General features: G+C 52.2%; 11 protein-coding genes and 1 tRNA gene. All 12 read right to left on the bottom strand.

Features of this window, described 5'->3' with window-relative positions; genetic code table 11:
- Positions 1-90: 90 nt before the first annotated feature.
- Positions 91-2,196 carry an elongation factor G gene (gene fusA / locus WEB64_RS14310; protein WP_368059642.1) on the bottom strand — a complete coding sequence of 702 codons (2,106 nt, stop codon included), beginning with the start codon at positions 2,194-2,196 and terminating at the stop codon, positions 91-93.
- 19 nt (positions 2,197-2,215) lie between these two features.
- Positions 2,216-2,686, bottom strand: coding sequence for a 30S ribosomal protein S7 (gene rpsG, locus WEB64_RS14305; protein WP_368059644.1), 471 nt, complete (start codon positions 2,684-2,686; stop codon positions 2,216-2,218).
- Between the two features lie 109 nt (positions 2,687-2,795).
- Entirely contained in the window at positions 2,796-3,170 is a 375-nt protein-coding gene (rpsL, locus tag WEB64_RS14300) for a 30S ribosomal protein S12 (protein WP_152208463.1), read from the bottom strand.
- 142 nt (positions 3,171-3,312) lie between these two features.
- Positions 3,313-7,527: a DNA-directed RNA polymerase subunit beta' gene (rpoC, locus tag WEB64_RS14295; RefSeq protein WP_368059646.1), complete on the bottom strand. Its 4,215-nt coding sequence runs from the start codon at positions 7,525-7,527 to the stop codon at positions 3,313-3,315.
- A gap of 79 nt (positions 7,528-7,606) precedes the next feature.
- Positions 7,607-11,683 carry a DNA-directed RNA polymerase subunit beta gene (gene rpoB / locus WEB64_RS14290; RefSeq protein WP_368059648.1) on the bottom strand — a complete coding sequence of 1,359 codons (4,077 nt, stop codon included), beginning with the start codon at positions 11,681-11,683 and terminating at the stop codon, positions 7,607-7,609.
- 242 nt (positions 11,684-11,925) lie between these two features.
- Positions 11,926-12,300 (bottom strand): 50S ribosomal protein L7/L12, encoded by a 375-nt coding sequence (gene rplL, locus WEB64_RS14285; RefSeq protein WP_368059650.1) that lies wholly within the window; start codon positions 12,298-12,300, stop codon positions 11,926-11,928.
- Between the two features lie 39 nt (positions 12,301-12,339).
- A complete protein-coding gene (gene rplJ / locus WEB64_RS14280) occupies positions 12,340-12,870 on the bottom strand; it encodes a 50S ribosomal protein L10 (RefSeq protein WP_368059652.1) in 531 nt (176 codons plus the stop codon).
- Between the two features lie 212 nt (positions 12,871-13,082).
- Positions 13,083-13,781: a 50S ribosomal protein L1 gene (gene rplA / locus WEB64_RS14275; protein WP_368059654.1), complete on the bottom strand. Its 699-nt coding sequence runs from the start codon at positions 13,779-13,781 to the stop codon at positions 13,083-13,085.
- A gap of 1 nt (position 13,782) precedes the next feature.
- Positions 13,783-14,214, bottom strand: coding sequence for a 50S ribosomal protein L11 (gene rplK, locus WEB64_RS14270; protein ID WP_368059656.1), 432 nt, complete (start codon positions 14,212-14,214; stop codon positions 13,783-13,785).
- Between the two features lie 100 nt (positions 14,215-14,314).
- Positions 14,315-14,848: a transcription termination/antitermination protein NusG gene (nusG, locus tag WEB64_RS14265; RefSeq protein WP_368059658.1), complete on the bottom strand. Its 534-nt coding sequence runs from the start codon at positions 14,846-14,848 to the stop codon at positions 14,315-14,317.
- Positions 14,849-14,860: 12 nt separating this feature from the next.
- The gene (secE, locus tag WEB64_RS14260) at positions 14,861-15,229 is read right to left on the bottom strand and encodes a preprotein translocase subunit SecE (RefSeq protein WP_368059660.1); all 369 of its coding nucleotides are present in this window, start codon (positions 15,227-15,229) and stop codon (positions 14,861-14,863) included.
- A gap of 33 nt (positions 15,230-15,262) precedes the next feature.
- Positions 15,263-15,338 (bottom strand) — tRNA-Trp (locus WEB64_RS14255).
- Between the last annotated feature and the right edge of the window lie 80 nt (positions 15,339-15,418).

Here is a 15,418-nt window from a genome sequence, read left to right as displayed (position 1 = left end):
CCAATCGTGCCCACGTTCAGGTGCGGCTTTTTACGTTCAAATTTTGCTTTAGACACGGTTATACCTCTTCCTGTTTCTTAAGTCCGGGAATCAACCCTTTTTAATGATCGCTTCGGCAATGTTCGATGGTGCTTCCATATATCTGGAAAACTCCATCACGTAAGACGCCCTTCCCTGTGTAGCAGAACGCAGGTCGGTGGCATAACCGAACATCTCCGACAACGGAACCTCTGCGCGGACAATCTTGCCCGCGAGACCGTCTTCCATGCCTGAAATCAGGCCACGACGACGGTTAAGATCGCCAACAACATCACCCATGTAATCTTCAGGTGTAATCACCTCGACTTTCATGAGCGGCTCAAGCAGGGCAGGATTAGCTTCCAACGCACCCTTTTTCATTGCCATGGAGCCAGCAATCTTGAACGCCATTTCGTTGGAGTCGACATCGTGGTAAGAGCCGTCATGAAGCGTAGCTTTAATGCGTAGCAGCGGATAACCAGCCAATACACCATTCTGCATCTGCTCATAAATGCCCTGCTGGACCGCCGGAATGTATTCCTTCGGCACAGCACCACCTACCACTTCGTTGACAAAAATGAAGTTCTCGCCATCTTCATCATCCAATGGCAGTGGCTCAAGCCTTACGTGAACATGACCATACTGACCACGACCACCGGACTGACGAACAAACTTGCCTTCGACGTCTACGGACTTCCGGATACACTCACGGTATGCAACCTGAGGCTTACCGATGTTAGCTTCAACCTTGAACTCGCGACGCATACGGTCGACGATAATATCGAGGTGCAACTCACCCATACCCGAAATAATGGTCTGACCCGACTCTTCATCTGTGCGCACACGGAACGAAGGATCTTCCTGAGCCAACTTGCCCAGGGCCACACCCATTTTTTCCTGGTCAGCTTTTGACTTCGGCTCTACCGCTACCGAAATGACCGGCTCCGGGAACTCCATCTTCTCAAGGATGATCTTGGCATTTTCGGCGCAAAGAGTGTCACCTGTGGTCACGTTCTTGAGGCCGATGGCAGCGGCAATGTCACCAGCCAATACTTCTTTGATTTCCTGACGATCCTTGGAATGCATCTGCACCATACGACCGACACGTTCTTTCTTCTGCTTGACCGAGTTATACACTGCCTGGCCTGACTCCAGCCTGCCTGAGTAAACCCGGAAAAATGTCAACGTGCCCACGAAAGGATCGGTTGCTATTTTGAATGCGAGCGCTGCAAACGGCGCCTCATCATCGGCAGGACGTAACTCTTCTGTGCCGTCCTCATCAACAATACCGTGAATCGGCTTGACCTCGTCTGGCGCGGGCAAAAACTCGATGACAGCATCCAGCACGGCCTGCACACCCTTGTTCTTGAAGGCAGAACCACAGGTAGCCAGCACGATTTCATTCGCAAGCGTACGCGTACGCAACCCTTGCTTGATCTCATCGTTGGTAAGCTCGCCACCCTCAAGATACTTATCCATGAGCGTTTCGTTAGCTTCGGCCGCAGCCTCTACCATCATTTCACGGTACTTGGCGCACTCCTCCTGCAGTTCTGCGGGAATCTCGCGCTCGTCGTAGGTCATGCCGGAATCGTCTTCATTCCAGTAAATGGCCTGCATGCGGATAAGATCGATAACGCCCTTGAAGTCTTCCTCTGCGCCAATAGGCAGCTGGATAGGCACCGGAGTTGCACCGAGTCGTTTCTTGATCTGTTCCACAACGCGCAGGAAGTTCGCACCAGCACGGTCCATCTTGTTGACGAACACCAATCGGGGAACTTCGTATTTGTTGGCTTGGCGCCATACAGTCTCGGACTGCGGCTCTACACCTGAGGAGCCGCAGAATACGACTACAGCACCATCCAGCACCCGCAGTGAACGCTCAACTTCGATAGTAAAGTCAACGTGTCCCGGGGTATCAATAATATTGATACGGTGCTCAGGGTACTGCTTGTCCATGCCACTCCAGAAACAGGTAGTTGCAGCGGAGGTGATAGTAATCCCTCGCTCCTGCTCCTGCTCCATCCAGTCCATGGTGGCTGCACCATCGTGAACTTCACCGATCTTGTGAGAAATGCCTGTATAGAACAGAACTCGTTCGGTGGTGGTGGTTTTGCCCGCATCAACGTGCGCACAAATACCAATATTCCTGTATCGCTTAATTGGAGTCTTGCGTGCCACTGTAATAAACCTCGGCTATTTAGAAACGGAAGTGAGAGAAGGCCTTGTTGGCTTCTGCCATGCGATGAACGTCTTCGCGTTTCTTAACCGCGGCACCCTTGCTGTCTGCGGCGTCAAGAATCTCGCCAGCCAGACGCTGGGCCATGGACTTTTCACCACGTTTCCGTGAATATTCAACGAGCCAGCGCATCGCCAGAGCATTCTGACGGGAAGGACGGACCTCCACAGGCACCTGGTAGGTCGCACCGCCCACACGGCGGGACTTAACTTCGACCATAGGCTGGATGTTTTCCAGTGCCTTCTCGAACATTTCGATTGGCTCGTCTTTGGATTTTTCCGTAACAATATCAAGCGCGCCGTAAACAATGCGCTCAGCAACGGACTTTTTGCCACTTTCCATCACATGATTGATGAATTTGGCCAGCCGCTGGCTATGGAATTTCGGATCCGGGATAATGTCCCGTTTGGCTGCAACTCTTCTTCTAGGCATCGATAAGCCCTTAATATCAAAAGGTCTTCAGGAACCCCTGAGATAGCATTAGCTACTCAGCCTTACTCTCACCGTTAAAAACAACGATAAAAGACACCCGCGAGGGACATCAGGACTTGGGTCGTTTTGCACCGTATTTGGAGCGGCCCTGCTTACGGTTCTGTACACCCTGGGTGTCCAGCGTTCCGCGAACAGTGTGGTAGCGCACACCCGGAAGGTCTTTTACTCGACCGCCACGGATCAGCACAACACTGTGCTCCTGAAGGTTGTGACCTTCACCACCAATGTATGAGGAAACCTCGTAACCGTTGGTCAGACGCACACGGCACACCTTACGGAGTGCAGAGTTCGGCTTCTTCGGCGTGGTAGTGTATACACGAGTGCATACACCCCGACGCTGCGGACAACTTTGCAGCGCCGGAACGTCGCTCTTTGCCGCTTTGCGTTTACGAGGCTTACGTACCAACTGATTAATCGTTGCCATGTAAGCAAACTCCAAAAAACTGGATCATTGAAACTTACCCCTAAGGGCAAAATTTAAGGGACGCAAGTGTAAGCCTGCGCCCCTCTGCAGTCAAGATGACTGATTTCTTTTTAACCAACTACCCATCAGTGAAAACCGGGGGTTAGCGGTTAAGCTCAGCGCTCAGCGCCTCTGCAACATCTTCCGCAGTCACGCCCTGCTCTTCCAGTTCACGCTTACGCTTGCGCTCGGCGTGATAGGCTAAACCAGTACCAGCAGGAATCAGCCGACCAACCACTACGTTTTCCTTCAGGCCACGGAGATAGTCCCGCTTGCCTGTAACCGCGCCTTCCGTGAGAACCCGAGTGGTTTCCTGGAAAGAGGCAGCAGAAATGAACGATTCGGTCGCCAGCGACGATTTCGTGATGCCAAGCAACAGCCGTTCACACTTGGCTGGCTGCTTATCGGCTTTTTCCGCCTCAGCGTTGGCTTCGATAAACTGGTGATACTCAACGGTATCGCCGTTCAGGAAGCCGGTTTCACCAGCATTTGTGATCTCTACCTTGCGAAGCATTTGGCGAACGATAACTTCGATATGCTTGTCGTTGATCACAACACCCTGCAAACGATAAACGTCCTGGATCTCATTGGTAATGTATTTCGCCAACTCAACCACGCCCAGCAGGCGCAATATATCGTGAGGGTTGGAGGGACCATCGGAAATAACCTCACCCTTCTCAACCGTTTCACCTTCAAAGACGTTCAATTGACGCCATTTCGGAATCAGCACTTCATAGGCGTCATCCTCTCTTGGCGTAATTACCAGACGCTTCTTACCTTTGGTTTCTTTGCCAAAGGAGACTACACCGCTGATTTCGGCCAGTATGGACGGCTCTTTAGGCCGGCGCGCCTCAAATAGATCCGCAACGCGTGGGAGACCACCGGTGATATCCCGCGTCTTCGAGCTCTCCTGCGGGATTCTCGCGACCACATCACCGAGCTCGACCTTGCCACCGTTGCTGATGGTAATCAAAGCATTCGCAGGCAAAAAGAATTGAGCTGGGCTTCCGCCCGGCAAAACCACTTCTTCGCCCTTATCGTCCAGAAGCTGGACCATGGGACGAATATCTTTACCAGCCGCAGGACGCTCCTTGGGATCAATTACCTGAACCGTAGAAAGACCGGTCAGCTCGTCCGTTTGGGTGCGCACCGTGATGCCCTGATCCATGCCCACAAACTGAGCTGTACCAACGCCTTCCGCGACGATTGGGTGAGTGTGCGGATCCCACTTGGCCACCGCAACACCGGCTTCAACTGCATCCCCATGCTTGACTGACAGCATCGCGCCGTAAGGGAGCTTATACCACTCACGCTCACGGCCCTGATCATCAGCGACTGCCAAGGCGGATGAACGGGAAACAACGATCAATGTGCCGTCTGTCCGTTCGATCGACTTCAGGTTATGCAGACGCACAGTACCGCCATGCTTGACCTGAATGTTGTCGACTGCGGACGCCCGGCTGGCCGCGCCACCAATGTGGAATGTCCGCATGGTGAGCTGTGTGCCTGGCTCACCAATTGATTGAGCCGCTATGACGCCGACCGCTTCACCGACGTTGACCAGATGACCACGAGCAAGATCGCGCCCATAACAGCTGGCACAAACGCCATGTTTGGTTTCGCAGCTGATCGCAGAACGAACCCATATCTCGTCAACACCCGCTCGCTCAACCGTTTCGATGGTCTTTTCATCGAGCAAGGTGCCAGCCGCGACAACTGCGTTGTCTTTGTCGGTTGGGGTAAACACGTCGCGAGCGGTAACCCGACCGAGAACACGATCACCCAATGGCACGACCACATCACCGCCTTCGATATGCGGCGTCATCAGCAGACCTTCACTTGTACCGCAATCCACTTCGGTTACTACGAGATCCTGGGAGACGTCCACCAGACGGCGAGTCAGATAACCTGAGTTCGCAGTCTTCAGTGCCGTGTCGGCCAGACCCTTACGGGCACCGTGAGTCGAGATGAAGTACTGAAGAACGTTCAGACCCTCCCGGAAGTTCGCCGTGATCGGCGTTTCGATGATGGAGCCATCCGGCTTCGCCATCAAGCCACGCATGCCCGCGAGCTGACGGATCTGGGCGGCAGAACCCCGCGCACCCGAATCGGCCATCATGTAGACCGAGTTAAACGACTCCTGGGTCAGGAACTCGCCGTCTTCACCTTTGACTGGCTTACCATCAGAACCAACAACCTGCTCTTTGGACAGGCGATCCATCATGGCCTTCGACACTTTATCGTTGGCGCGGGACCAGATATCGATAACCTTGTTGTACTTTTCACCCTGGGTCAGCAGACCGGAAGCATACTGAGTCTCGATTTCTTTGACTTCGGCCGTTGCCGCATCGACCATCTCGTACTTCTCGGGGGGAATCTCGAAATCGTTAACACCGATTGAGGTGCCAGACACGGTTGCATAGTAGAAACCGGTGTACATCAGTTGATCAGCGAAGATGACCGACTCTTTCAAACCGACGGTGCGATAACACACGTTGATCAGATTGGAGATAGCTTTCTTGACCATTGGGCGGTTGACGATATCAAAAGGCATACCATCAGGTACGATATCGAACAACAGCGCCCTACCAACCGTCGTATCGACGATACTATAGGTTGTGGTCTGCTCATCACTGCCCTCAACCAGCGGCGTGACTTCCTTTACACGAACCTTGATCTTGGCCTGCAGATCCACCTTGCCAGCACCATAGGCGCGATGCACTTCTTTGGTATCCGCGAAGATCATGCCTTCGCCCCGAGCGGTCTTACGCTCACGGGTCATGTAGTACAGCCCCAAAACAACGTCCTGAGAAGGCACGATGATCGGCTCACCATTTGCCGGTGAAAGTACGTTGTTGGTAGACATCATCAAAGCACGGGCTTCAAGCTGGGCTTCAATCGTCAGCGGTACGTGGACCGCCATCTGGTCACCGTCAAAGTCAGCGTTGTAAGCAGCACACACCAGAGGGTGCAGCTGAATAGCCTTACCTTCGATCAGAACTGGCTCAAACGCCTGGATGCCGAGACGGTGCAACGTAGGTGCCCGGTTAAGCATGATCGGATGCTCGCGAATAACCTCGTCCAGAATATCCCAGACAACCGCTTCTTCACGCTCAACCATTTTTTTGGCAGCTTTAATTGTCGTCGCCAGTCCGCGATGCTCAAGCTTGGCAAAAATAAACGGCTTGAACAGCTCCAGACCCATTTTCTTCGGCAGACCGCATTGATGCAGGCGAAGATAAGGACCCACCACGATGACAGAACGACCGGAGTAGTCCACTCGCTTGCCCAGCAGATTCTGCCGGAAACGACCCTGCTTGCCCTTGATCATATCGGCCAGGGACTTCAGCGGACGCTTATTGGTGCCCGTGATGGCGCGGCCGCGGCGGCCGTTATCCAACAACGCATCCACGGCTTCCTGCAACATCCGCTTTTCGTTACGCACAATGATATCTGGCGCATTCAGCTCCAGCAGGCGCTTAAGTCGGTTGTTGCGGTTAATCACCCGACGGTACAGGTCGTTCAGATCGGAAGTCGCAAAGCGACCGCCATCCAGGGGCACCAGAGGGCGTAGATCGGGCGGCAACACTGGCAGAACAGTCATGATCATATCGCCTGGGCGATTGCCGGAGTTCAGGAACGCCTCAAGAATCTTGAGTCGCTTGCTGAACTTCTTGATCTTGGTTTCCGAGTTGGTCTGCGGAATCTCTTCCCGCAGACCATCGACCGCTTCCTGGAGATCAATATCTTCCAGCAGGGCTTTGACTGCTTCCGCACCCATGCGAGCGTCGAACTCGTCGCCGAACTCTTCCAGCGCTTCGTAATACTGCTCATCGTTCAACAGTTGACCACGTTCAAGGGTGGTCATACCCGGATCAATGACGATAAACGACTCGAAATACAGCACGCGCTCGATATCGCGCAGAGTCATGTCGAGCATGAGGCCGATTCGGGACGGCAGTGATTTCAGGAACCAGATATGAGCTACCGGACTGGCCAGCTCAATGTGGCCCATCCGCTCACGGCGAACACTGGCCAGGGCGACTTCAACGCCGCACTTTTCACAAATAACACCACGGTGCTTGAGGCGCTTGTACTTACCGCACAGGCACTCGTAGTCCTTGATCGGGCCAAAAATCTTGGCGCAGAACAGGCCATCACGCTCAGGCTTGAACGTGCGGTAATTTATGGTCTCAGGCTTTTTTACTTCACCAAAGGACCATGAGCGAATCATATCAGGCGATGCCAATCCTATACGGATGGCGTCAAATTCCTGCTTCTGGTTCTGGCTCTTGAGAAGATTCAGTAAATCTTTCATCAGTAACAGCTCCGGATGGCGTTAATCTCGGGCGGACACCGGTCGGTGTCCGCTCACGCTGCCAAAAAAACAATTCGGCTCAGTCGGATTCCAGCTCGATGTCGATACCCAGCGAGCGAATTTCCTTGACAAGAACGTTGAAGGATTCGGGCATGCCCGGCTCCATTCGATGATCACCATCGACAATGTTCTTGTACATCTTGGTCCGACCATTGACATCATCAGACTTCACGGTAAGCATTTCCTGCAACGTATATGCCGCACCGTAGGCCTCAAGGGCCCAGACTTCCATCTCACCGAAGCGCTGGCCACCGAACTGCGCCTTACCACCCAACGGCTGCTGGGTGACCAGGCTGTACGAACCGGTAGAACGCGCGTGCATCTTGTCATCGATCAAGTGATTCAGCTTGAGCATGTACATGTAGCCCACAGTCACAGGACGATCAAACGTATTCCCTGTGCGGCCGTCGTACAGCTTGACCTGACCACTGGTATCCATGTCAGCAAGCTCAAGCATATGCTTCACCTCGGCTTCTTTGGCGCCGTCAAATACCGCGGTTGCCATTGGAACGCCTTCACGCAGATTGTTGGCGAGCTCTAAAATCTCAGCATCAGAGAGGCTGTCGAGGTCAACCCGTGCCACTTCATCACTGTGATTGTAGATCTTGCCCAACAGTTCACGGATTTCCGTGACCTTGCGCTGAGCTTCCAACATACCGTTGATCTTGACACCAAGACCTCTGGCCGCCGCGCCGAGGTGAGTTTCCAACACCTGACCTACGTTCATTCGTGAAGGTACACCCAATGGATTCAACACGATGTCGACGGTCTCACCATTGGCGTCATAAGGCATGTCTTCGACCGGCATCACTGCCGATATGACACCCTTGTTACCATGTCGACCCGCCATCTTATCGCCTGGCTGGATACGACGCTTGATAGCAAGATATACCTTAACGATCTTCAGAACGCCTGGCGCCAGATCATCGCCTTGCTGAAGCTTGCGCTTCTTGTCTTCAAAGCGTGCTTCGTGGTCCTTTTTGCGATCAGCAAGACCTTGCTCAGACTTCTCAAGCAGCTCATTGAGGGCTTCGTCTTTCAGTCTCAACTTGAACCATTCGTCCCGTGGCAGCTCTGCAAGGAATGTCTGTTCAAGCTTGGCACCTTTTTTCAGACCAGGGGCACTAATAACCTCCTGACCTTCAAGCGCATTCATAAGCCGTTCAAAGGTCGCTCCCTCAACGATACGGTATTCGTCTTTCAGGTCTTTCCGGTATTGATCAAGTTGCTCTTTCTCAATTGCCAGAGCTCGCGGATCTTTCTCGATACCGTCCCGAGTGAACACCTGAACATCAATGACCGTGCCGCGGGTGCCGGTCGATACCCGGCTCGAGGTATCTTTGACATCCGAGGCCTTCTCGCCAAAGATTGCACGCAGCAGCTTCTCTTCCGGCGTCAGTTGTGTCTCTCCCTTCGGAGTAACCTTGCCGACCAGAATATCGCCCGGTCCTACTTCCGCACCGATATACACGATACCTGATTCGTCGAGTTTCGAGAGCGCACTTTCGCCCACGTTCGGAATATCAGCTGTGATCTCTTCGCTACCCAACTTGGTGTCACGCGCAACGCAGGTGAGCTCCTGGATGTGGATCGTGGTGAAACGATCATCGACAACCACTTTTTCAGAAACCAGTATGGAGTCCTCAAAGTTGTAGCCGTTCCAGGGCATGAATGCGATTCGCATATTCTGACCCAACGCCAGCTCACCCAAATCCACTGAAGGACCATCCGCCAACACGTCACCACGAGCAATGTTATCGCCCTGCTTAACGATTGAGCGTTGATTAATACAAGTGTTCTGATTTGAACGGGTGTACTTGGTGAGGTTGTATATATCGACACCCGCGTCGCCCGCATCGGTCTCTTCATTATTAACCCGAACCACTATGCGGGCCGCATCAACACTCTCGATTACGCCGCCACGACGGGCCGTCACACAGACGCCGGAATCCTGAGCCACGATACGCTCAATACCCGTACCCACCAGCGGCTTGTCAGCACGCAATGTCGGCACAGCCTGGCGCTGCATGTTAGACCCCATCAAGGCACGGTTAGCATCATCGTGTTCCAGAAACGGAATCAGAGAAGCAGCAACTGAAACGACCTGCCGAGGAGAAACGTCTTTAAAGTTCACGTTTTCCGGTGGCGTCACAGTAAACTCGTTCTGGTGACGGACGGTTACCAGCTCATCCACCAGCCGATTGTCATCATCCACCGCCGCACTGGCCTGGGCTATGATGAAATTGCTTTCTTCAATAGCCGACAGGTACACAATGTCATCAGTTACCTGTCCATCTATAACCTTCCGATACGGGCTCTCAAGGAAACCGTAGGAGTTAGTGCGGGCATAGGTAGCCAAGGAGTTGATCAAACCAATGTTTGGACCTTCCGGCGTCTCGATCGGGCAAACTCGACCATAATGCGTCGGATGCACGTCACGCACTTCGAAGCCGGCTCGCTCACGGGTCAGACCACCGGGGCCGAGTGCGGACACACGACGTTTGTGGGTAACCTCAGACAGCGGGTTGTTCTGGTCCATGAACTGTGACAACTGGCTGGACCCGAAGAATTCTTTTACCGCCGCGGCCACTGGCTTCGCATTGATCAGATCCTGCGGCATTAGGCCTTCGCTTTCTGCAAGGCTCAAACGCTCACGTACGGCACGTTCAACCCGGACCAGGCCAACTCGGAACTGATTCTCAGCCATCTCGCCAACGGACCGGATACGACGGTTACCAAGGTTATCGATATCGTCGACATTGCCTTGCCCGTTACGAATATTGATCAGCGTTCTGAGCACATCAATAATATCATCGTGGGTCAGAATGCCAGCACCAGTGCTTTCTTCGCGACCAAGACGCCGGTTCAACTTCATTCGACCAACAGAAGACAGGTCGTAACGTTCTTCGGAGAAAAACAGGTTATTGAACAGGTTTTCTGCGGACTCTTTCGTCGGTGGTTCACCAGGACGCATCATGCGATAGATTTCGACCAGCGCTTCCAGAGGCGTGCGCGTCGGATCTATACGCAAGGTGTCTGACATGAACGGACCACAGTCGAGATCGTTGGTGTACAGAGTATCGATTTCGTCGACACCGGCACCAAGAATCTTTTCCACAACTTCGTCTGTCAGTTCAGTATTACACTCGACTAGGACTTCTCCGGTTTTGGTATCAACCAAATCGCGGGCGAGAACACGACCGTAAAGATATTCTGTCGGAACTTCCAACTCTGTCATGCCCGACTTTTCAAGCTGCTTGATATGACGAGCAGTGATCCGACGGCCTTCTTCAGCAATGATACTGCCGTCTTTATCTTTGATATCGAAGGTGGCAATGTCACCGCGCAAACGACTGGGAACCAATTCCAGCTTGCAGGTTTCGGCACCAATACGGAATTTACTGGTGTCAAAGAACATCTCAAGCATCTGCTCGGATGTAAAGCTCAGTGCTCGCAACAGAATGGATGCTGGCAGTTTACGACGGCGGTCGATCCGAACGAACACACAGTCTTTCGGGTCAAACTCGAAGTCGAGCCAGGACCCACGGTAAGGGATCACTCGAGCAGAATAGAGAAGCTTTCCAGATGAGTGCGTCTTACCCTTATCATGATCAAAAAACACGCCCGGCGACCGGTGCAACTGGGAAACAATTACCCGCTCAGTACCGTTAACAACGAAGGTGCCATTTTCAGTCATCAGGGGCATTTCGCCCATGTAGACTTCCTGTTCCTTGATGTCTTTTATCGCCTTATTAGACGATTCCTTGTCGTAAATAATCAGCCGTACTTTAACTCGCAGCGGTGCTGCATACGTCACACCCCGCAGCTGGCATTCCTTGACATCAAATACCGGCTCGCCAATGCGGTAACTCACGTATTCGAGTGCCGCATTGCCGGAGTAGCTGACAATCGGGAATACGGATTTAAAAGCTGCGTGCAAGCCAGTTTCCTGGCGGGCATCAGCAGCCGCTTCCATTTGTAGGAAATCCCGATATGAATCAAGCTGAATAGACAGCAAATAGGGGACATCCATCACGGTCGGCAATTTACTAAAATCTTTGCGGATCCGCTTTTTCTCAGTATAGGAGTAAGTCATCTGCATTCCCCAGCTTTAGACCTGATACCTGGTATCAAGAAGCAACCATTTTCCTGCTTCGGGGCCGAATTGCTCGGCTTATTGCGCCGTCTTGAACAAGACTTGGGCTGTAGGTTATAGAGATAGCTGTCTTTCAATGTAGGAACCACCTTCTCTATAGCATATACAACAGAAAAAGGCCGGTGGCGCATGGCCACCAGCCCTCCCATGCCTATGGCATGGTAGCGATCATTTGAGCGCTATTACTTAAGCTCAACTGAAGCGCCTGCTTCCTCAAGCTTTTTCTTCGCAGCGTCGGCGTCGTCCTTGCTAGCGCCTTCCTTAATAGTAGAAGGAGCACTGTCGACCATTTCTTTCGCTTCTTTCAGGCCGAGACCTGTTAGTTCACGAACTGCTTTAATGACGTTGACTTTCTTCTCACCAGGACCGGTCAGAATAACATCAAACTCAGTCTGCTCTTCAGCAGCAACAGCTTCACCGGCCGCAGCAGGTGCAGCAGCTACAGCAGCAGCAGCTGATACGCCAAACTTCTCTTCCATTGCTTCAACCAGCGCAACGACGTCCATTACGCTCATTTCAGCAATTGCATTCAAAATATCGTCTTTAGACAGAGCCATGACTTTCTCCCAAAAATATAAAAATGGTGTTCAACAGAATCAAGCAGCATCTTGCTTCTGGTCGCGAACTGCCGCTACAGCACGAGTCACTTTAGAAGGAACTTCGTTCAGTGTCCGTGCAAGCTTGGTAATCGGTGCCTGTGTTACGGCTGCCAGCATCGTCAACGCCTCGTGGCGTGTCGGGAGCTTGGCGAGGCGGTCAATCTGATCTGCAGCCATTAGCACACCGCCAACAGCCAGACCCTTGATTTCAAATGCCTCTTTCTCTTTTGCGAAATCCTTCAGCAACCTTGCGGCCGCACCCGGATCTTCCATAGAGAACGCCAGAATTGTCGGACCAACCAATACATCTTTGATGCATTCGAACTCAGTACCCGCAATCGCAAGTTTTGCCAGGTTGTTACGAACAACCTTAAGGCGAACCTGTTCAGCACGAGCCTTCGCACGCAACGCCGTCATATCACCAGAGGTAACACCACGGTAGTCAGCCAGTACGACAGACAGAGCACCACCGGCAGTCTCGTTGACTTCAGCGACGATCGCTTTCTTGTCTTCGAGTCTAATTGCCACTGGATTTCTCCTCGATTTCGCCGGAATAAAACCGGCAAACCCATATTGCCCTTTCGGGCGCCCTAACGGTGTTTGGGTTCAGAGAGAACGTCTTCACACCGTCTGCGCAGGCATTGCTTTAACCCTTGTAGCTCCGGGGAGCCTCGGGGACCTGCGGTCTTTGACAGCCTTGGCTTCCGCCTAGACTACAAAGCTTCTACCGATTTCAGCAATCAGATGCTCAGACCGCCTTGATCGATAGTTAAACCAGGACCCATCGTCGTAGAAAGTGTAATCTTTTTGAGATACACACCTTTTGCCGACGAGGGTTTGGCTTTTTTCAAGTCTGCTACTAACGATTCAAGGTTTTCCTTGATCGACTCAGCAGTAAATTCAACGTTACCCAGAGGCGAATGAATAATGCCATTCTTGTCAGTTCTGTAACGAACCTGACCTGCTTTGGCATTTTTCACCGCTGTTTCGACGTCCGGAGTTACTGTGCCAACCTTAGGGTTAGGCATCAAACCACGGGGACCCAGAATCTGACCAAGCTGCCCAACTACTCTCATAGCATCCGGCGTCGCAATGACCACATCAAAATTCATATTGCCTTTCTTTACTTCTTCCGCAAGATCGTCCATACCGACGATGTCCGCACCAGCGGCGAGCGCTTTCTCAGCGTTTGCACCCTGAGTGAAAACGGCAACTCGTACCGTTTTGCCGGTACCGTGAGGAAGAACTGTACTACTACGTACGACTTGGTCAGATTTACGCGCATCTACACCCAAGTTGATCGCAACATCAATTGATTCTTTGAATTTGACCGACTGACCCAATTCGGTCAGAAGTGCCACCGCGTCATCAACAGAATACGCACGGGTAGCATCAACTTTTTCACTAATCAGCTTTTGACGTTTACTTAGCTTCGCCATCTTACAGGCCCTCCACATTCAGGCCCATACTACGGGCAGTTCCAGCGATGGTGCGAACAGCAGCATCCATATCTGCAGCAGTAAGATCCGGTTCTTTGGTCTTTGCAATTTCTTCCAACTGAGCGCGAGTCACGGTGCCAACCTTCTCGGTATTCGGCCTACCTGAACCACTCTTGATACCAGCTGCTTTCTTCAACAGCACGGGTGCTGGTGGCGTTTTGGTAATGAACGTAAAGCTACGATCACTGTATACAGTGATAACTGTTGGAATCGGCAGCCCAGGCTCCATATCTTGAGTCTGAGCATTAAACGCCTTGCAAAATTCCATAATGTTAACACCGCGCTGACCCAGTGCCGGACCAACCGGCGGACTCGGGTTTGCTTTACCGGCAGCAACCTGTAGCTTTATATAGGCATCAATTTTCTTAGCCATGATTTTCTCCTGGTGGGTTCAATCGCCTTGCAGCTCCCCTATTGAGACACAAAAAGCCCGCGTCACTCAGGTGCGCGAGCCATCACTATAACTGTCACTGTCAATCTTTCTCGACCTGCCCAAACTCAAGCTCGACAGGGGTCGAACGACCAAAAATCAACACAGCAACTTTGACTCGACTCTTGTCGTAGTCAACTTCTTCTACCACCCCGTTGAAGTCGGCAAATGGACCTTCGGTTACCCGAACGATCTCACCCGGCTCAAACAGCGTTTTGGGCTTCGGCTTATCAACGCCACTTTCAACACGGCGCAATATAGCTTCCGCCTCTTTTTCCGTAATGGGTGCTGGCTTATCCTTGGTACCACCGATGAAACCCAGTACACGTGGCGTATTTTTCACCAAATGCCAGGTGCCATCATCCATTTCCATCTGGACAAGCACATATCCGGGATAAAACTTACGCTCACTTTTACGTTTCTTGCCGTCACGCATCTCAACGATTTCTTCGGTTGGTACCAATATTTCCCCAAACCGATCTTCCATTTCGTTGAGCGCAACACGCTCTTTGAGTGTGCGCATAACATGCTTTTCAAAGCCAGAATACGCGTGAACGACGTACCAGCGCTTAGCCATTGCCCACCCCTGTTACCCGATAAATCCGGCGACCAGAAAACTGATCAGCGAGTCCATACCCCACAAAAGAAGAGCAACCACCAGAACAAATACAACAACGATCACTGTCGTTTGAATTAATTCAGGCCTGGTAGGCCAAACCACTTTTCGAATTTCAACCCGCGCTTCTTTGAGCAAAGTCGCAAATCGGCGACCACGATCAGTCTGCAGGGCAACAAAAGTAGCCACTAAAGCAATCGCAACCAGGGCCAAAACCCGATATAGAACGGACTCAGCACCGAAATACTGGTTGCCAACGACACCGACAGCTACCAATGCAAAAACAACCAGCCACTTCACGACATCGAAACGACTGGAGCCACTCTCTGCTTTTGACTCCATAGGAATCAGCTTATGTATCCGGAAGATTAAAAATGGCAGGCCAGGAGGGAATCGAACCCCCAACCTGCGGTTTTGGAGACCGCTGCTCTGCCAATTGAGCTACTGGCCTGTACCGACACTACTCAGTGCACTTACTTACTCGACGATCTTTGCAACGACCCCTGCACCAACCGTACGGCCACCTTCGCG

Source organism: Marinobacter sp., from assembly GCF_040882185.1.
Classification (GTDB): domain Bacteria; phylum Pseudomonadota; class Gammaproteobacteria; order Pseudomonadales; family Oleiphilaceae; genus Marinobacter.
The sequence above is the reverse complement of the archived record's forward strand: the minus strand, read 5'-3'. Positions and strand labels throughout refer to the sequence as shown.